Below are 19,455 nucleotides of genomic sequence, written 5' to 3' on the forward strand. Positions count from 1 at the left end.
TTTTTCCACTTGCCACAGGCCTTCTTCGGTGACTACACGCAAAATCCGATATCAATGGATTCTGGCCGCAGCCATGCTATGCGTGCTTGGCTTGGCGTTGCTTGCAATGGCGGCGGCTGATCTTCGTCGTATCAATGATTCAGCCGAACAAAACACACGAACACAGCTCCGATTACTTCACGATATCTTGCATGACGAATTCAGTGCCATTGTGCGATCGTTTGATGAAACCACACACCAATTGTCTGATCAGATTGGACTGAACAACACCAACAATATTCAGACGCGACTGGAGTTGCTCAAGAGTGCACTTCCAGCAATGCAAGCCATTGTAGTCAGGGATGCTGCAGGCAATATTTTGGGTCAGACCGGTGAAGACGCTGAGTTGACGAATAACAAGGCGACGTTTACACCGAATGCAAAACAGCTGCACAACGAACGGCTGGTGTCATTTTCCGAATCATTCACTGCAAACAAGCAGCTTGTATTAATCATTAACTATCAGATCAAAACTGCAAGCGGTGAAACGCTGGGGATCATTCAAGGCAGACTTGATGTCCGATACCTTGAACGCATGGTGACATCGCTTCAACTCGGCGAGCACATGCGCAGTGGGCTGGCCTACAAAGACGGTACCGTACTTCTCATCCAACCCGAATTCACCAAAATCCTGGGCAAACAACTGCCCTATTTCGAATCCTTTCGTGCACAAGCAAATTCTGCAGACGTGACGGGCAATTTGATTGAACACGGGCTGTTCAAGGATCACTACTTCGCTAGCCTGTCGCTTGCAAACTCGGAAGAATTAAATACACCAATTCCCCTTTACCTGATTACCTGGGCGGACGCGGCGCACATGAAAGCCCAGTGGCGAGAGCAAACCATCAGCTTGTTTTTGGGTTACCTGGCTTTTTGCATACTTGCCGTACTCATGATCAAAGCCAGCATGAACCACCAGGCTCAACGAATTCTGGCAAATGAAAAAGTCAAAGCAGACCAACAATTCAATGATGAACGTTTTCAATTGGCCACCGAAAGCGCAGGGATCGGTGTTTGGGAATACAACATTCAGGAAAAGTTTATTCGCTGGGACAGCGCTATGCGCAAAATTTATGGCGTGCAAGACAGCCAGGAATTGGTGTCCTACCGAGAGTGGTTGAATTACGTGGTGCCTGAAGACGTCCACACACTGGGAACAGTCTTGCTTGAGGCGTCCAGGAATCAAGATACGTTTCAATTCAACTTCAATATTCGACGCGCCAGCGATGGCCGGATTCGCCACATTCAGGCCCGTGCAAAAACCCATCGAAACGCCAAAGGCATTCCGTTCAGAATGATTGGAGTGAACGTGGATGTGACCGTGCAACGCCAATTTGAAGATGCATTGCGCGAGGCCGAAGCCCGATTCCGCGCCTCGTTTGAATGGGCGGCAATTGGCATGGCCATGCTGGACTTCAAAGGCCAGTTTTTGCAGGTTAACAAAGCATTGTCAGAAATTCTTGGATACAGCATGGAAGAATTGCTGGGGTTCAATTTTGATGCGATTACACATCCACAGGACACCATGCAACACACCCATCTGGTGCGTGATGTGCTGAAGGGTCGGCGACACAATTATCAACTGGAGAAACGGTACATTCACAAAGACGGACATGTCGTGTGGGTTCACCTTTCGGTGTCGGCCGTTCGCAATGACAACGGGCGGGTGATTTACTTCATTTCCCAAATTCAAGATATTTCAGAGCGCAAGCGCAATGAAGCCACCTTGATTGAACGTGAACACTTTTTGCGCACCTTGTCGGAGTGCTTGCCAGGATTAGTCTCTTACTGGAGCACAGACTTGCGCTGCCATTTTGCCAACCGCAACCATGAAAAATGGTCCGATATTCCTGCTGACAAAATGCGCGGGCAGCACATGCGCAAAGTGCTTGGTGAAGAATTGTTCTTGCATGACCACCACTATGTGTTGGGTGTGCTCAAAGGTGAAAAACAGCGGTTCGAGCGCAGAAAGGCCCTGCCCTCTGGTGGCCATGCCGACATGCTGGTGCATTTGATTCCCGATGTGCTGTACGGCAAAGTTGAGGGTTTCTTCTCGATTTCCACCAACATCACCGACTTCAAGGCTCAACAACGCGAGCTTGAACGAATCAACCATGTATTAACCGACCGTACCCAACAAGCAGAAGCCGCAAGCAAGGCCAAGGGCGCATTCCTGGCCAACATGAGCCATGAGATTCGTACGCCGATGAATGCGATCATTGGTTTGCTGCAATTGCTCGAGGACACAGACCTGCAAGCACGGCAACGCGACTACCTCAGCAAAATCGGTTCCGCTGCCGATGTGTTGCTGAATGTGCTGAACGATATTCTGGACATTTCAAGGGTTGAAGCCAACAAGCTGGAACTAAGCCGCAACCGTTTTCTGCTGGACGAAGTACTTACAAAAACCACCGACCTGTTTGCGTACAGGGCCGAGGAAAAAGCGATTCAGCTGTATTGCACCAAAGACGCCAACTGCCCGGTCAGCCTGAAAGGCGATCGACTGCGTTTGGCTCAGATATTGAACAACCTGTTATCCAATGCACTGAAATTCACCGAGAAGGGGCGAATTCATTTGCAGGTACAAAGCGTGGCGGACGGCAAACAGTTGCAGTTCAGCGTAAAGGACAGCGGCATAGGCATGAACGAGGGGCAATGCGCAGCCCTGTTCCAACCCTTCAGTCAGGTCGATGACAGCTCATCGCGCCGCTACGGCGGTGCTGGATTGGGCCTGTCGATCTGTAAAAACCTGGTTGAGCTGATGGGCGGACGTATTTGGGTAGAAAGCAAGCCAGGGCTGGGCACAACCTTTCACTTCACAGTGGACTGTATTGAGCCCGAATTCAAAGTAAGGGCTGAGGACCAACAAGCCTTGAAATTGCAAACTCAGGACGCACCCGCTGACACTGGACCGGCCATTCCGCCGATGTTGAACAAGCTTGTGTTGGTGGTCGATGACCACAAACTGAACCGCATGGTGGCCTCGGAAATGCTGAAGAAATGGGGGGCACAAGTGCACCTGGCAGAAAATGGCAAGGAAGCCGTGCAAGCCTGTATCACTGCACGCTACGACATGGTGTTGATGGACTTGCAAATGCCGGAAATGGACGGCTATGAAGCCACCGCCAGAATTCTCGAAGAGTTGGGCAATGCAGCACCACCCATCGTAGCCGTAACCGCATCGGCCAGTGAGCAGGACCGCATGGACATTCTGAACGCCGGCATGTGCGAACACGTTATTAAACCATTCAAGAAAGAGACCCTGATTCGGATACTGCTGGATATTCAAGGGCAGCAATCCACAGAATCGCTTTAGTTTCAAAGCACTCAAAAGGGGAATCCCCCAAAACTAGAGATACTTCACTTTGTAAACATTGGCGATACTTGCTCGACTACAACAAATAAACCACCACTAAGGAAGTGCCATGTTTAATACCATACGTGCCAAACTGGGATTTGGCTTTGCTATCGTGATTGCTCTGGGCCTGTTGACGGGCGCACTTGGGCTTTTGAATGCCAAGAAAATCATGGAAGGAGCCCAGGCCAATGAGCACACCCATGAGGTGCTGCGGGAAGTTAGTTTGATACGGGAAAACATGACCAACATTGAAACTGGCCAACGCGGCTTTCTGGTCACGGGATACCCCACTTACCTTGAGCCCTACACCGAAGGCAAAAAGGAAATTGACACGCACTTTGCGGCGGCGATCAAACTCACCTCAGACAACCCCGCACAAACCGAACGATTTAACAGCCTGCGAGAAATGTATTCGAACTGGTTGAAGTTTTCAATCGAGAAAACCATTGAACTGCGCCAATCACTCAACAATCAGGAAATTGATCAAACCGAGTTCATGAACCGATTCGTCTCCTTGTCGGGCAAGCCCATCATGGACAAAATGCGCGAGCTGATTGGACAGGTTGAACAAGAAGAATTGAATTTGCTGAAAATTCGTACCCAAGCGGCCGAGACGACTTATCAAACAGCACTGTGGTCGGTGGCTGCCGCCCTGATTGCCAGCTTCGTGGTGGGTGTGTTTGCAACCATCAGTTTGGTCAAGCTGCTTCAAAACAAATTAGGCACTGCAGGCAAGCACATTAATGCTTTGGCCAATGGTGAGCTGAACAGCCCCATTAACCACCAGAACAAGGATGAAGTAGACCAGCTCTTGGCTGCACTGGCTACCGCACAGGGTAACTTGAGAAAGTTAATCGATGGCATTCGCCAATCTGCACTTGAGTTGAGCAGCAACGCGACACAGGTGAAAGAGTCTTCATCAACCATGGCCAATGCGGGTGTAGAACAGGCTGATGCCACCTCATCAATGGCAGCCGCCGTAGAGGAATTGACTGTCAGCATTTCACAAATTTCAGAGAATTCAAATGACGCCACCACCACTGCCAACGCAGCGCGTGAATCGGCCGACAATGGCATGGTGACTTTGGGTGAGGTTGTTGAGGGTATACAGCGGATTGCAGCATCAGTTCAAACCAGTGCGCAAGCTGTACAAACACTGGAAAGACAATCTGCAGATATTTCAGAGATTGTTTCGACCATTACCGAGATTGCAGACCGCACCAATTTGCTGGCCTTGAACGCCGCCATTGAAGCCGCCCGCGCTGGGGAACAAGGCCGAGGCTTTGCAGTGGTGGCAGACGAAGTGCGCAAGCTGGCTGAGCAAACCAAAGGATCTACCGACCGAATTTCCAGCATGGTGTTTGAAATTCAGAACATCACGCAAGGTGCAGTCAAATCGATGGACACCTCGGTGCAATTGGTACAGGAAGGGATCGATCAAGCCGAAGTGGTGAACACAACCATACAGAAAATCAAGTCTGACTCTGACCGTGTTTCTGAGGCGATTGCCGCCATTGCGGTGTCCATGAAAGAACAATCGAATGTCAGCATCGAAATCAGCCGCAACGTGGAACGTGTTGCACAGATGACTGAAGAGAATACAGCTGCTGCCCAACAAAACACTCAAGTGGCAACGCACTTGTCTGGCGTGTCGCTATCAATGATGAATGCAATCAAGGTATTTAAAACAGAATAAGACGCTTCTTGTTCGCAACTTCGGGGGGAAGTCCTTGTCTATGAGGTGAGTGCATTCTATATGCACTTGCTATCATTAGAACAATACCATTAGGACTGCCCCCAACATGCCCCATGACGTTTCCCTGATTGCCACATTGGCATTTGGCTTTGGCCTTGCGCTCATCTTCGGCTTTATCGCAGAAAAACTGAAAACGCCTGCCTTGCTGGGTTACCTGGTTGCCGGGTTCCTGATTGGGCCGGCCACACCCGGCTTTGTGGCAGACCCAGCGCTCACCAACCAGTTGGCTGAAGTGGGCGTGATGCTGCTGATGTTTGGTGTGGGCATGCACTTCTCCCTGAAAGACCTGTTGGCCGTCAAGAATATCGCCGTGCCTGGCGCCATTGTTCAAATGACGGCAGCCACGCTATTGGGCATGGGTGTGGCCCATTACTGGGATTGGCCCATGGGTCAAGGTCTGGTTTTTGGTCTTGCCTTGTCAGTGGCCAGCACGGTGGTGTTGCTGAAGGCATTGGAAGCCCGCGGCATGTTGACCAGTGCAAATGGGCAAATTGCAGTGGGCTGGCTTGTGGTTGAAGACCTGGCCATGGTGCTGATTCTGGTGCTGCTTCCCCCGCTGGCTGGTTTGTTGAAGGGCGGCTCGCTGGATCCAGAGACCAACCTGGTGTTTGAAATCGGATTCACTTTGGTGAAAGTCGCCCTGTTTGTTGGCTTGATGCTGGTGGTGGGCAAGCGGGTCATTCCGTGGATGCTATGGCACATCGCAAAAACTGGTTCTCGCGAATTGTTCACACTGTCAGTCATCGCTCTGGCCATCAGCCTGGCCTTCGTGGCGGCGGGCTTGTTCGATGTGTCTTTTGCGCTGGGTGCCTTCTTTGCCGGCATGGTCATGCGCGAATCTGAATTAAGCCACCGCGCAGCCGAGGAATCCCTGCCCTTGCGTGATGCATTCGCCGTGCTGTTTTTCGTGTCGGTGGGCATGCTTTTCCAGGTCGACGTGTTATTTGAATACCCGCTGCGCGTGCTGGCTGTGGTGGCCATTATCGTGCTGGGTAAATCGCTGGCTGCGGGTGCCTTGGTGCTGCTGTTTAAATACCCGCTCAAAAGCGCATTGGTGATCGCTGCCAGCCTTGCACAAATTGGCGAATTTTCTTTCATTTTGATTGGGTTGGGTTTGTACCTGGGCCTGGTCGACCTGCAGGTACAAAGCCTGGTGGTCTCGGGTGCAATCTTGTCGATTGCCTTGAACCCGGTCATCTTCTCACTCATCCCGAAATTGAACAGTGGCATGGTCAAACGCTTTCAATGGGTTCGTAATTTGAATGCCCGTGGCCACACCATGGAAGAACTGCCGCAGCAAACCGATGGCAAGTACCTGGGGGGTCATGTGGTTCTGGTTGGCCACACTGAACTGAGTAAACGAATCGCCAAATCACTGAAAAAGAAAAATGTAGCGCATGTGATCGTCGACACCAGCCGTGAGGTAGTGGCCAAGCTGAGAAAGAATGGCCTTGCAGCAGTTTCTGGCGAATATGCGGATCCTGTCACTTTGGTGCAAGCGCACACGACGAATGCCAACAGCCTTGTGATAGCCACTGGCGATACACCGGGACTGACCCAAATGATTGAGAACGCGAAAATGTTGAACCCCAGCATTCGAATATTTGTACAGGCGTACTCGAAAGAGGAAAAAGAATTATTGGGTGCGCTTCAGGATGTTCATGTTTACCGCTGGGAAGACACGCTTTGCGACGCCATTGTTCACGACATGCTCAAGCACAAATAAAAAGCCCGGCAAGTTTCTTACCGGGCTTCAGCACTCGCTGTTGGGCCTTTTGTAAAGGCCCAGCAAGGGGAAAAATACTCTTGAATTGGTTTTTTGAGCTTGTCTCCTCTCCCCCCCTTAGTCGGTCAACCTATCCACCCCTCTTGGGGTGGGAGACTGCCAAGATTGCCGACAAATTCAGTTCAACCAGCAAATCAGTGGAACTGTTCTTCTTCTGTAGAGCCTGTCAAGGCTGTTACTGAAGAAGCGCCACCCTGGATCACAGTCGTTACGTCATCGAAGTAACCTGCGCCAACTTCTTGCTGGTGAGATACGAAAGTATAACCTTGTTCGCGCGCTGCGAACTCAGGTTCTTGAACCATATTGACATAATGCTTCATGCCTTCGCCGTTGGCGTATGCATTGGCAAACTTGAATGTGTTGTACCAGTTAACGTGAATACCGGCCAATGTAATGAATTGGTACTTGTAACCCAAGGCTGACAGGTCTTCCTGGAAGGAAGCGATCTGGCTGTCGTTCAGGTTTTTCTTCCAGTTAAATGATGGTGAGCAGTTGTAGCTCAACAGCTTGCCTGGGTTCTTTTCCAGAACAGCTTGCGCGAATTCACGGGCAAAGCCGATGTCGGGCGTACCAGTTTCGCACCATACCAAGTCAGCGTAAGGTGCGTAAGCGATACCACGGCTAATGGCTTGTTCCAGACCATTCTTTACGCGGTAGAAACCTTCAGGAGTGCGCTCGCCAGTCAAGAATGGCTTGTCGTTTGCGTCGAAGTCAGAAGTCAGCAGGTTAGCAGCTTCAGCGTCGGTACGAGCCAACACGATTGAGGGAACACCCATTACGTCGGCGGCCAAACGTGCAGAAATCAGCTTTTGAATCGCTTCAGCGGTTGGAACCGATACCTTGCCACCCATGTGACCACACTTCTTCACAGCGGCCAATTGGTCTTCGAAGTGAACACCAGCAGCACCTGCAGCGATCATGTTCTTCATCAGTTCGTAGGCGTTCAAAACACCACCGAAACCGGCTTCACCGTCGGCCACGATAGGCAGGAAGTAATCGATTGCGTCGTCGGACTTCATTTTGCCGTCGCAAATGTTCTTCCACTGAATTTCGTCAGCGCGCTGGAATGTGTTGTTGATACGACGAACCATTTTTGGCACTGAGTCGTAAGCGTACAGAGACTGGTCGGGGTACATGGTTTCAGAGCTGTTACCGTCAGCAGCAACTTGCCAGCCTGACAGGTACACGGCTTCCAAACCAGCTTTGGCTTGCTGCATGGCCTGGCCAGCAGTGATCGCGCCGAACGCATTCACGTAGCCTTTCTTGGCTGTACCGTTTACTTTTTCCCACAGCTTTTCAGCACCGCGCTTGGCCAGTGTGTACTCTGGCTGCAGTGAACCGCGCAGACGTACCACGTCTTCAGCTTTGTAGCCGCGCTTTACCAGCTTCCAGCGGGGGTTGGTTTCCCAGTCTTTGTTGAGTTCTTGAACCTGTTGGTCAAAAGATTTCATGGTGATTTCCTTAGAGGCGATAGAGAAAAAAGAAAACGGTTCGCTTGATGGCCTACTTGCGGTGCCCTGCGTGTACAGCTTCGCGGGTATCACTTGGGCAAGTGGTGTCGATCAGGTGATGAGCCGTATCTTACAGATCATTTCGCAGAGCAACAAGAGTTATATCTTATACAAGACTTTTTTTCGTATCATTTAAAATCAATGACTTAACTCCAATTAATCACGATGTGAAATACTTTTTCTCTAAATGAAAAAGAGGATGCACTCTAAATCATGCGGCGCAGCTTAAATTTCAAATGAACTTGGCTGCGCAAATCAGCAAATCAGATCAACGCCTGGTCACTCACCAGCACGCCGTCTTCATCCGCATACACCCAGTTGCCGGGGCGCACGGTGGTGAAGCTGAGCGCAACATCAATGTTCTCATGGCCAATACCCCGCTTCTGACTTTTCATGGGGTGTGTGGCCAATGCGCGAATGCCCACATCGCACTCATCCAGCTCCAGTGTGTCACGCACGCAGCCGTACACAAGAATACCTGCCCAGTTGTTCTTCTCGGCCAGCATCCCAAGGTTGCCACCGACCAGGGCACAACGCATGCTGCCGCCGCCATCCACGACCAACACCTTGCCTTGCCCGTCTTTCTCCAGGGCGCTGCGCACCAGCGAGTTGTCTTCGAACACTTTCAACGTATGCGCCTGGCCCATAAAACTGCTTTTCAGGCCCCAGCTTTGAAACATGGGTTCAACAACACGCAATGTGCCCGCGGCAATTTTGTCTTCGTTTGCATCACAAAGGTCGGTGGTGGGGGTCATGGGAAGCTCCAAAATTAAATGCGATTATTGACAGCCAAAATTTAAACATGAAATACGGGCAGTAAACATGGTCGAAAGGTTTCAGTGCTGATTTCTGAACTCTCTGGGAGAGATACCCTGCCACTTGACAAAGGCACTGGTAAAGCTTCGCCGGTCTGAGTATCCAAGGTTTGCAGCAATGGTTTCGATGTCAAGCACCGAGCCTTTCAACATTTCGCAGGCCAGTTCATGACGCACAGCCCCTAGAATTTCAGCATAAGACTTGCCCTCGCTTTTAAGCCTGCGCTGCAAGGTTCGTGGGTGAATGTGTAGCTCCTCGCCTATCACCTGTATTGGCTCGCTCAGCATACTCAAGCGAGACTTCAACAGTCGCTTGATTTGTATTTCCAGCGTTTGCTCCTGCACATCAGGCAACAATCGGTCCAAAATTACGGCTTGCGCTTTGTGGTGTGCCGAAGGTATTCCGCCAGGCAAAGGCAAATCGAGTGCAGAGGAATGCACCACAAGGCGATTGTTGGCCTGCTGAAACAGGACTGTGGTTTTAAGCACCTCTTGATAGGCGGATTCTTGGGTCAAAGGTGCATGGCGAAATTCAATTCGCTTGATCAAGTGTGATCCAGGGCTGAGAAGGTGAATGAACTTCAACACGGCCGACATGGCAGCCTCTACAAAACCGGGCAGGTCTTCGTTAACCCCAGTCGGGTCGGATACTTTGACTTCCAGCGCTGCCTCATCACCCAGATTCAGGGTTTTGAAATGCAAATTGGGATGCAGCAACTTGGGCGACCAATCCAGCACGCGCATGGCCTCTTGGGGGGTCGAGGCGCTGGTTACAAAAGTTGCCAATTCAGGCAAACCATCAAAATTGAATGAATCGCCAAACACCAAGGGAAAGTGGTGACTTGGTTTGCGTGCATCCACTGCCCCAAACAAGGAGTGAAAGCACTGCAACGACATTCGCCGCCGTGGATCGCCACTCATGTCGATTTCAAGTTTCAGCTCTTGCATGACACTGTTCAAATCAATGTCGCAGCGCCGCGCTGCGTTGGCAAGGCTTGCAAGCATTTGAAAATTGATGGTTTCCACCCTGTCTCCAGTACGTTAAATAATTCAGATTGTCGTGAATTCTTCCTTATTTGTCATTTCAAATCATATCGTGTGCCGTGGTGATTCTGTAATCTTTATTCAAACGAAGCAGCAGGAGGCGGCAATGACAACCTCATCGTTCAAAGAAGACATCGTAGTTCGCAAAGATCTGGACTTTGGGATTACCGACAACGACATCCCCAGATACTGGATGGACGGAGACGCATTCAAAACCCGCGTGATTGATGGCGTGCAAATGAGTTTTCCGGACGGGGAACGTTACTTCATCTCTAGCGTGCGAAACTTCAAAGACAAAATCACCGATCCCGAATTGCTGAAAGCGGTCAAGGACTTTTCTTTTCAGGAAGGCCAGCATGGCAAGGTGCACACCGACTACAACAAACGCCTGAAAGAACAAGGCGTGCCGGTGGACAAAATGCTGCACGTGATCACCAAAATCATGAATCGCCGCCTGCAGGTGCTTTCCCCTGAATACAGCCTGGCCATGACAGCGGCGCTTGAACATTTCACAGCGATGATGGCTGAAATGTTCTTTGCCCGCAAAGAAGTGATGGCCGGTGCAGACCCCCGCGTGCGCGCCATGCTGGCATGGCATGCTGTTGAGGAAATGGAACACAAAGCAGTGGCATTTGACGTGATGCAAAAAGTTGCCAAGGTAGGCTACTTCAAACGCAGCCTGGCAATGGCTCACGCCATGTTCAATTTCACGCTGCACACCTTGGTGTTCACCTGGATCATTTTGGGAACCGATGGATTCAAAGGCTGGACCCGGTTCAAAATGTACGCCAAGGGCCTGGTGTGGCTGCTGGGTCCCAAGGGCTTGTACAGCAGTTTGCTGCCCAAGTTGCTGAACTATTTCAAGCCAGGATTTCACCCCTGGCAAGACCCCACTGTGCACAACTACGGCGTGTGGCTGGAAACATTCAACAAGACCGGCAACCCGGTTGAGGCTGGCGAGGCGATGTACGCGGCCGCACACTAAGGCCTCGACCCAAGGCTATCATTCAGGGCTGAACTTTTTCGGCCCTGAATGACACCGACAGGTATTGAAGCTGCCCGGTAAATGCCAAGTGATATTCAATACGCCCAACGTCAATTCAAATTCCTCCTCCCCGGCAAACACTCAAAGTCAGCTCACAGGCAAGGCAATTTCGGTTTCAGCAAAAGCCATTGCCAGTCAATTACAGCAAGATCAATCCGCCCAAACACTGCAAGAAGTCGACAGCGGAGGAATGCTCGCCATGCTGTCAAAATTTGGCAACTTCAAAGCCTTGCCAAGACTGCTGACAGCCATTGCATGCCCGGCCCGGGTAAAGCGTCACAACACCTCTGCCTGGATTACCGGAAAAATAAGCAACACGGATTACACCTTGGTACACGTTCCAATTGCAGCAATTCGGTCACAACACAGCATTGATGGGGAAGCGATTGAGAAAACAGCGCAACGGGCAAGCCGCATTCTGGCTTGGATGAAAACCAACCCAACAGACAAAACAATTCATCTGGATGCCATGAACTTTCTGGCAGGCTCAACAGGCGCTTTGAAAATTGGTTGCGCAAGCGCCGATCGATTGATCACGCTCGACGGCGTTGGACGCCTTGAGGCCGTTCGACAAGCCAAAGTGGAATATTTAAAAGAAACTGGCCAGCCACACCCGCTGGAAAAAATTGAGTGCTACGCAGCCCGACTAAAAGAAGACGAGTACGAGAGCCTGTACAGAACCAGCAGCTACTTTCGCGATGAAGCAGGAAATCAACTCGACAAACCCGAGCACGACTTGGTGCCGTACTCTGGCCTGCCAAGGCTGGTTGCAGGCCAGGCACTTAACCTGGCCCGCCACTCGATTGAATCAAGCCTGCCGAGTTTTTCGGATAACTTCAGCAGGCAGATTCCCGACGATTACTTCAGTGCACCACACGTTCAAACGTAAATGCACCGTCCTTGAAATCCACGGGCACCACATCATTTGGACCGAACCGGCCTTCCAGAATCATCTTCGAAACAGGGTTCTCGATGATCTGCTGAATGGCCCGCTTCAAAGGCCTTGCACCATACAGTGGATCAAAGCCAGCCTTCACTACTTCGGCCAATGCTGCTTCGCTTACCTCCAGGCGCATGTCGCGGCTTGCCAAACGCTGTTGCAAACGATGCAACTGAATGCGTGCAATGTTGGCAATGTGCGCATTGTCCAGGGCATGAAACACCAGCAATTCATCAACCCGGTTAATGAATTCCGGGCGGAAATGTTGCTTCACTTCTTCCATCACCGCGGCTTTGATCAACTCGCCGTCTTGCCCGGCCAAACGTTGAATTTCATGCGAACCCAGGTTGGATGTCATCACGATTACCGTATTTTTAAAGTCCACAGTGCGGCCTTGCCCATCGGTCAAACGACCATCGTCGAGCACCTGCAACAGCACGTTAAATACATCGGGGTGGGCCTTTTCCACCTCGTCCAGCAGAATGACGCTGTAAGGTTTGCGGCGCACAGCCTCGGTCAGATAACCGCCTTCGTCGTAACCCACGTACCCTGGAGGCGCCCCCACCAAGCGGCTCACCGTGTGCTTTTCCATGAACTCACTCATGTCAATGCGAACAAGGTGGTCTTCTGAGTCGAACAGGAAGCCCGCCAAGGCTTTGCACAATTCGGTTTTACCCACACCCGTGGGGCCTAAAAACAGGAATGAACCCAAAGGCTTGTTGGGGTCGGAAAGCCCGGCACGCGAGCGGCGAATGGCATCCGATACCAAGGTAACCGCTTCGTCTTGCCCCACCACACGCATGTGCAAGGCCGCTTCCATTTGCAGCAACTTGTCGCGTTCACCCTGCAACATTTTGCTGACCGGAATGCCCGTGGCTCGGCTCACCACTTCAGCAATTTCCTCGGTGCCAACTTGCGTGCGCAACAACCTGTTGGGTTTCTTCTCGCCACCCTCGTTGTCTTTCACATCGTTTAGTTTTTTCTCCAGATCAGGCAATTTGCCGTACTGAAGTTCAGACACCTTTTGCCAGTCGCCCTTGCGCTTCCACTGTTCAATTTCTGCGCGAATGTGATCAATTTCCTCTTTGATGGCTGCGCTGCCCTGCACTGCTGCTTTTTCACTTTTCCAGATTTCATCCAGATCGGCGTATTCGCGCTCAAGGCGAACAATTTCCTCTTCGATCAAAGCCAAGCGCTTCTTGGACGCCTCGTCTTGCTCGCGCTTCACAGCCTCGCGTTCAATTTTTAATTGAATAATGCGGCGATCAAGCTTGTCCATTTCCTCGGGCTTGGAATCAATTTCCATCTTGATTCGAGCAGCTGCCTCATCGATTAAATCAATGGCCTTGTCGGGCAAGAAACGATCTGTGATGTAGCGGTGAGAAAGCTCGGCTGCGGCCACAATAGCAGGGTCGGTAATGTCCACGCCGTGGTGCAACTCATAACGTTCCTGCAAGCCACGAAGAATGGCAATGGTGCTTTCAACACTGGGCTCGCCCACCAACACCTTTTGGAAACGGCGTTCAAGTGCGGCATCCTTTTCAAGGTATTTTCGGTATTCATCCAGCGTGGTGGCGCCAATACAGTGCAACTCACCGCGGGCCAGTGCGGGCTTTAACATATTGCCAGCGTCAATTGCGCCTTCGGCTTTGCCTGCACCCACCATGGTGTGAATTTCATCAATAAACACAATGGTTTGGCCTTCATCGGCAGCCACGTCTTTCAACACGGCTTTCAAGCGTTCTTCAAATTCGCCCCGGTATTTTGCACCAGCCAACAACAGCGCCATGTCCAGCACCAACACGCGCTTGTTTTTCAAGGTATCGGGTACTTCGCCATTCACAATGCGCTGGGCCAAGCCTTCCACAATGGCGGTTTTACCAACCCCTGGCTCGCCAATCAGCACCGGGTTGTTTTTCGTGCGGCGTTGCAAAATTTGAATGGCGCGGCGAATTTCATCGTCACGACCAATCACGGGGTCAAGCTTGCCCTTGCGGGCACGCTCGGTTAAATCAATGGTGTATTTTTTCAAAGCCTCGCGCTGGCTTTCGCCATCAGCGCTATCTACGGCAACACCGCCACGCACCTGTTCAATGGCTGTGTTCAGCGACTGGGCATTCAAACCCGCTTCCTTCATCACCCTGGCCAAGCCGGTGCTGTCTTGCAAACAAGCCAACAAAAACAACTCGCTGGCAATAAACTGGTCGCCACGCTTCTGCGCTTCTTTGTCAGTCAAATTCAGGGCGGCTTGCAGCTTGCTGCCAATCTGGATTTGCCCGGCATTGTTGGCCACTTGGGGCAGGTTGTTCACCTCGGCTTCAACGCCCTTGATCAGCACCTGCGGATTGCCACCAGCCTTGCTGATGACACCGCGGACGGACCCTTCGCCCTGCTTAAGCATGGCCAACAACACGTGTGCAGATTCAACAGTGGGGTTGTCCTTCCCCACAGCCAGGCTTTGGGCGTCGGCCAAAGCTTCCTGAAACTTGGTGGTGAGTCGATCTAAACGCATGTGTGCAAACCCTTCTTAACAATTTTGAGTCACAATACCCATGAACCGTATGTGTGGGCGAGCGTGGTGATTTCAAGATAACGCCAACACAAATGACTTGCACTATTTTTCAAGTACGCTGCCATGCAAATCAAACAACTCCAAGTTGCTTACGCGCCGGAACATGATCGCATCCTGATGCGGATCAATTCAGCTGAAAATCAGGAGGTACGGGTATGGCTGACGCGCCGTATGGTGCGCATGCTGATACCCAGCCTGGATGAAATGATGCAAAAGCTGTTGGCCAGCGACAGGCCGCTCAATGATGCGGGCCGCAAAGCACTGCTGGAAATGAGCCGGGAAGTGTCGCTGTATTCTGCCGACTTCAAAAGCCCATTTCAGGACAAAAACACCACAACCCCCTTGGGTTCTGACCCGCTGCTGATCACTCAAATTGAACTTCGCCCCAGCGGCGAGGCGCACAACACCGACCTGGTGTTGAAGCTGGTGGCTGGCAGTGGCAAGGGGTTTGAAATGCGCATGGCCGAGCAGTTGCAACATGGCTTTGCCGATTTGTTGATCAAAACATGTGGGCAAGCCGATTGGGGCCTGCATTTCAAGAGCGTGCCCAGCATTATCGAACGGCCTGAAACGCGCCATTTGAACTAAGCTAGCCAGTCAAAAACATTTCCTGTAGATCATTCAGGAAACGAAAGCCCAATTCGGTGGGTTTGAATACGCCGGGTTGGGTTTCAATCAAACCCTTGTCCAACGCCATTTTCAATGGTTTCTGCGAATCATTTAATGGTCTGCCACAGCGCTCTACAAACCAGCTTTCCGGCACACCATCGCTTAAACGCAAGGCGTTCAGCATGAATTCAAAGGGCAGTTCTTTCACAGCCAAGGTGCGTACTTCAAGGGGCTGCGCTGCGCCCTCCATTTCTTCCATGTAAGCCATCGGGTTGCGGTGACGGGTTTCACGTTCAATTCGGTTGGGGTAGCTGATTTTCGCGTGGGCCCCGGCACCAATGCCCAGGTAATCGCCAAACCCCCAATAGTTCAGGTTGTGCTGGCAACGATGCCCAGGTTTGGCAAAGGCTGAAATTTCGTACTGCTCAAAGCCTGCTGCCTTTGCTGCGCGGTGAACCGCCTCTTCAATGTCGATCAAAGTGTCATCGTCGGGCAACGGTGGCGGTTTGGCAGCAAACAGGGTGTTGGGTTCCATGGTGAGCTGGTACAGGCTCAAGTGGGAACTGTTCAGCGCCACGGCCTGCTCTACATCGGCCAGCGCCTGCTCCACATTCTGGTGGGGCAAGGCGTACATCAAATCAATATTCACTTCATCGAACAAGGCCACAGCACTGCGTACGGCAGCCACCGCCTGTCCGCTGTTGTGCACCCGGCCCAAGGCCTTCAAGTGAGAATCAGAGAAACTTTGCACACCAATTGAAAGCCGGTTCACGCCTGCTTTGCGGAACCCCTCGAACCGGGCTTGCTCGAAAGTACCCGGGTTGGCTTCCATCGTAATTTCGCCGCTTTGCGGCATGCCCAGGCGCGCACGCACCGCACCCAGCAACTCATCAATCAACTCGGGTGCAAACAAGGAAGGCGTGCCGCCCCCAATAAAAATGGAATACAGCTTTCGACCCCAAATTTTGGGCAACTGCTGATCAAGATCCGCCACCAGCGCATTGATGTAGCGGCGTTGCAAGTCGAGTGGCAAGGATTCTGCAAACCCTTGTTCACCCGCGGCAGGCTGCATGTCAGCGTGAAGGGGTATGCCCACTTCGCGCAGCTTGCTTTCCGGGGCCAGGTGGCTGTTGAAATCGCAATAAGGACATTTGCGCACACACCAAGGCAGGTGAATGTAAAGCGCCAGTGGTGGCATGGCAGCGAAACGAAGTTCGCTGGGCATGAACACGCGGCCAACAAGATTGCTGGCCGAGGTTGCCATGAAAGTGGGCTTGTCGTCGCCCTTGCCCTGTTCCACTTAGGCACCCACCTTCTTTAAACCCAGGCGCTGTTGCAACTCAACAAGCAAGGCCTGTGTGGCCTGCGCACGGTGGCTGAATCTGTTTTTCAATTCTTTGGGCATTTGCGCGGCAGTGCATTGGTGTTCAGGAAGCCAGAAATGCGGGTCGTAACCAAATCCATGTTCACCCTGCGGCACGTCGATCACTTCGCCCCACCACATTTTTTGGGCAATGGTGGGTGTGGGGTCGTCGGCATGGGCCACCCAAACCATGGCGCACACAAAATAAGCGCGCCGATCTTCAACACCTTTAAGCTGTTCAACCAGGCAAGCATTGTTGTTGGCGTCGCTTTTTTCCTGCCCAAACAAAGTGGCATAGCGGGCCGACAACACACCTGGTGCGCCAGCAATGGCAGGCACGCACAAGCCAGAATCGTCGGCCAGCGCGGGGCGCCCGGTCAGGCGGCTGGCATGCCGTGCCTTGGTTAATGCATTTTCAACAAAGGTGTGAAAGGGCTCGTCCGCATCGGGAACACCCAGTTCACCTTGGGCAACCCAGTTCACGCCCCAAGGGGCAAACAGGTCCTGAAATTCACGCAGCTTGCCTTTGTTGCCGCTGGCCAGCACCCATTCCTTGTTCAATGCCATGACGTTTTTCCTTCCTGCGGGTCAAGCGGCAAGTGCTGCTTTCTGCAAGCGAACCAATTCAGCGATACCGGCTGCTGCGGAATCGAGCATGCCATTCAATTCGTCCCGGCTGAAAGCCTCACCTTCGGCTGTGCCCTGCACTTCCACAAAACCGCCCTTCTCGGTCATCACCACATTCAGGTCTGTTTCGCAGGTGGAGTCTTCGTCGTAATTCAAATCGAGTGCCACCTGGCCATTGACCACGCCCACTGAAACCGCAGCAACAAATTGTTTGATCGGGCTTTCGGCCAATGCACCACTGGCCATCAATTTGCCGATTGCATCGGCCACGGCCACCATGGCACCGGTAATGGATGCGGTGCGTGTGCCGCCATCGGCCTGAATCACATCGCAATCAATTTTCAAGGTGCGTTCGCCCAGTTTGTTCAAATCAACCGCAGCACGCAGGGCGCGGCCAATCAAACGCTGAATTTCCTGGGTGCGGCCACTTTGTTTGCCACGGGCCGCTTCACGGTCCATGCGGGAATGGGTTGAACGGGGCAACATGCCGTACTCGGCGGTCAACCAACCCTGGTTTTGACCTTTCAAAAAGCCAGGAACCTTGTCTTCAATACTGCAGGTACACAACACATGCGTATCGCCAAAACGCACCATGACCGAACCCTCAGCATGCTTGGTGTAATTGCGCTCAAGGCTGATTTTTCGCAGGGCGTGGGGGCTTCGTCCATCGGGGCGGGCTGTGGTGGTAGTCATTCAAATTCTCCAGTGCATAACCAATTGTCGTGCCCGCATTATGGCGCATCTTCAAGGTCGAGAAATAACTGGGCCTGCCCTTTGCTGCGGCGGTTTTCCTGTGCAGCCTGCTCAAGCGCTGCATCGGCGGGTGTAATCAGGTGACTGGCCTTGATACCGAGCAATCGAATGGTTGAATGTGCCCCTTTCTGTTCAAAAGGAATTTTTTTCAGGCAGGCTCGCGCGGCTTGCAGAATTTCATCCGCTGTACTCGTCGTCAAGCCCGTGGTTACATCGCGGGTTAACGATTTGAAATCTGCAAAGCGCACTTTCACACCGATGGTTTTTGCAAGGCGCTGCTTGCGGGCCAAGTCTTGCGCCAGTTTGTCGGCCAGGTGAGTCAATACCTGCGTGAGTTGGTCCCGATGCCTGCGCACATGCATGTCATTCTCAAACGTGGTTTCACGGCTAATGCTTTTCGGCTCGGAATACAGCGTCACTGGCCTGAGATCAATGCCATTGGCACTTTCATGCATCCACAAGCCATAGCTTTCACCAAAACGCTCCCGAAGCAAGTCAAGGGGTTGGGCGGCCAGCTCGGCAATGCTGTTCACGCCCATGGCTTTCAGCTTTTCCTGTGCCTTGGGCCCCACCCCGTTGATTTTGCCAACGGGCAAGGGCCAGATCATTTCCTGAAACTGATCGGGGCGGGCCACGCTGAGTCCATTCGGTTTTTGAAGGTCAGAGCATATTTTGGACGTCAGCTTGTTTTCAGACAGCCCAACCGAACAGGTCATGCCGCCAGTGGCATTGGTCACGACCGCCTTCAATTGCCGGGCCAAGTCAATGGCCACGTCAAAATCACCCGAAGTTTCCTCGGTTAAATCAATGTAAATTTCATCAATTCCCCGGTCCTCTACGTTCGGAGCCAATTCACGCACAGCGGCCTTGAATTGGCGCGAGAGTGTTTTGTACCAATCAAAATCGGCTGGCAATAAAATGGCGTGGGGCGCCAGCTTGGCGGCTTTCATGGTGGGCATGGCCGAGTGCAACCCCAATGCGCGCGCTTCGTAATTGGCGGTGGTCAACACCCCGCGCCCCTCGTACTGCGCAAGGGTTGGGAATTGCTGACCTGGCAGTGGCTGCATGCCACGGCGACCACCCACAGCCACAGGCAAACCCCGCAAGGCTGGGTTGCGCACCAGTTCAGCATTGGCGTAGAAGGCGTCCATGTCCAAATGGGCAATGATTCGACCCGACAAAAACACCCCCACAGAAAACAAGCACCAGTCCAGAGTTTACAATCCATGCACCACCG

14 protein-coding genes are annotated in these 19,455 nt (G+C 52.2%); 6 read left to right on the forward strand and 8 right to left on the reverse strand.

The window, feature by feature from the left end; genetic code table 11:
• Positions 1–28 precede the first annotated feature (28 nt).
• From P0D43_RS13320 to P0D43_RS13330, 3 genes are all read left to right on the forward strand, one after another.
• Entirely contained in the window at positions 29–3,355 is a 3,327-nt protein-coding gene (locus P0D43_RS13320) for a PAS domain S-box protein (protein WP_394672647.1), read from the forward strand.
• A gap of 109 nt (positions 3,356–3,464) precedes the next feature.
• Positions 3,465–5,093, forward strand: a complete 1,629-nt coding sequence (locus P0D43_RS13325; protein WP_394672648.1) for a methyl-accepting chemotaxis protein — start codon at positions 3,465–3,467, stop codon at positions 5,091–5,093.
• Positions 5,094–5,199: 106 nt separating this feature from the next.
• Positions 5,200–6,879 carry a cation:proton antiporter gene (locus P0D43_RS13330; RefSeq protein WP_394672649.1) on the forward strand — a complete coding sequence of 560 codons (1,680 nt, stop codon included), beginning with the start codon at positions 5,200–5,202 and terminating at the stop codon, positions 6,877–6,879.
• A gap of 194 nt (positions 6,880–7,073) precedes the next feature.
• Here P0D43_RS13330 and aceA read toward each other — a convergent pair whose 3' ends face one another.
• From aceA to P0D43_RS13345, 3 genes are all read right to left on the reverse strand, one after another.
• Entirely contained in the window at positions 7,074–8,390 is a 1,317-nt protein-coding gene (gene aceA, locus P0D43_RS13335; protein ID WP_394672650.1) for an isocitrate lyase, read from the reverse strand.
• 323 nt (positions 8,391–8,713) lie between these two features.
• Positions 8,714–9,205 carry a ribonuclease E activity regulator RraA gene (rraA, locus tag P0D43_RS13340; protein WP_341237404.1) on the reverse strand — a complete coding sequence of 164 codons (492 nt, stop codon included), beginning with the start codon at positions 9,203–9,205 and terminating at the stop codon, positions 8,714–8,716.
• Between the two features lie 81 nt (positions 9,206–9,286).
• Complete coding sequence (locus P0D43_RS13345; RefSeq protein WP_341237405.1) at positions 9,287–10,291, reverse strand: helix-turn-helix domain-containing protein; 1,005 nt, start codon at positions 10,289–10,291, stop codon at positions 9,287–9,289.
• Positions 10,292–10,415: 124 nt separating this feature from the next.
• On the opposite strand from P0D43_RS13345, the gene P0D43_RS13350 reads away from it, so the two are divergent.
• Together P0D43_RS13350 and P0D43_RS13355 are read left to right on the forward strand one after the other, a co-directional pair.
• Entirely contained in the window at positions 10,416–11,294 is an 879-nt protein-coding gene (locus P0D43_RS13350) for a metal-dependent hydrolase (RefSeq protein WP_394672651.1), read from the forward strand.
• Positions 11,295–11,553: 259 nt separating this feature from the next.
• Entirely contained in the window at positions 11,554–12,243 is a 690-nt protein-coding gene (locus tag P0D43_RS13355) for a hypothetical protein (protein WP_394672652.1), read from the forward strand.
• Here the strand turns inward: P0D43_RS13355 and clpB are convergent.
• Positions 12,218–14,806 (reverse strand): ATP-dependent chaperone ClpB, encoded by a 2,589-nt coding sequence (gene clpB / locus P0D43_RS13360; RefSeq protein WP_394672653.1) that lies wholly within the window; start codon positions 14,804–14,806, stop codon positions 12,218–12,220. The two genes, P0D43_RS13355 and clpB, sit on opposite strands and share 26 nt — an antisense overlap.
• 123 nt (positions 14,807–14,929) lie before the next feature.
• Between clpB and P0D43_RS13365 the strand changes: the two genes are divergently transcribed.
• A complete protein-coding gene (locus P0D43_RS13365; protein ID WP_394672654.1) occupies positions 14,930–15,454 on the forward strand; it encodes a hypothetical protein in 525 nt (174 codons plus the stop codon).
• A 1-nt stretch (position 15,455) separates the two neighbouring features.
• On the opposite strand, the gene hemW is transcribed toward P0D43_RS13365, so the two are convergent.
• From hemW to dinB, 4 genes are read right to left on the reverse strand one after another with little or no spacing between them, the layout of a single operon-like run.
• Entirely contained in the window at positions 15,456–16,739 is a 1,284-nt protein-coding gene (gene hemW, locus P0D43_RS13370; RefSeq protein ID WP_394673729.1) for a radical SAM family heme chaperone HemW, read from the reverse strand.
• A gap of 36 nt (positions 16,740–16,775) precedes the next feature.
• Positions 16,776–17,405 carry an RdgB/HAM1 family non-canonical purine NTP pyrophosphatase gene (gene rdgB, locus P0D43_RS13375; protein ID WP_394672655.1) on the reverse strand — a complete coding sequence of 210 codons (630 nt, stop codon included), beginning with the start codon at positions 17,403–17,405 and terminating at the stop codon, positions 16,776–16,778.
• Positions 17,406–17,426: 21 nt separating this feature from the next.
• Positions 17,427–18,158 (reverse strand): ribonuclease PH, encoded by a 732-nt coding sequence (rph, locus tag P0D43_RS13380; protein ID WP_341237410.1) that lies wholly within the window; start codon positions 18,156–18,158, stop codon positions 17,427–17,429.
• A gap of 38 nt (positions 18,159–18,196) precedes the next feature.
• Positions 18,197–19,405 carry a DNA polymerase IV gene (gene dinB / locus P0D43_RS13385; protein ID WP_394673730.1) on the reverse strand — a complete coding sequence of 403 codons (1,209 nt, stop codon included), beginning with the start codon at positions 19,403–19,405 and terminating at the stop codon, positions 18,197–18,199.
• Positions 19,406–19,455: the final 50 nt, after the last annotated feature.

The sequence above is a fragment of the Limnobacter sp. genome (assembly GCF_043511195.1).
GTDB lineage: Bacteria > Pseudomonadota > Gammaproteobacteria > Burkholderiales > Burkholderiaceae_B > Limnobacter.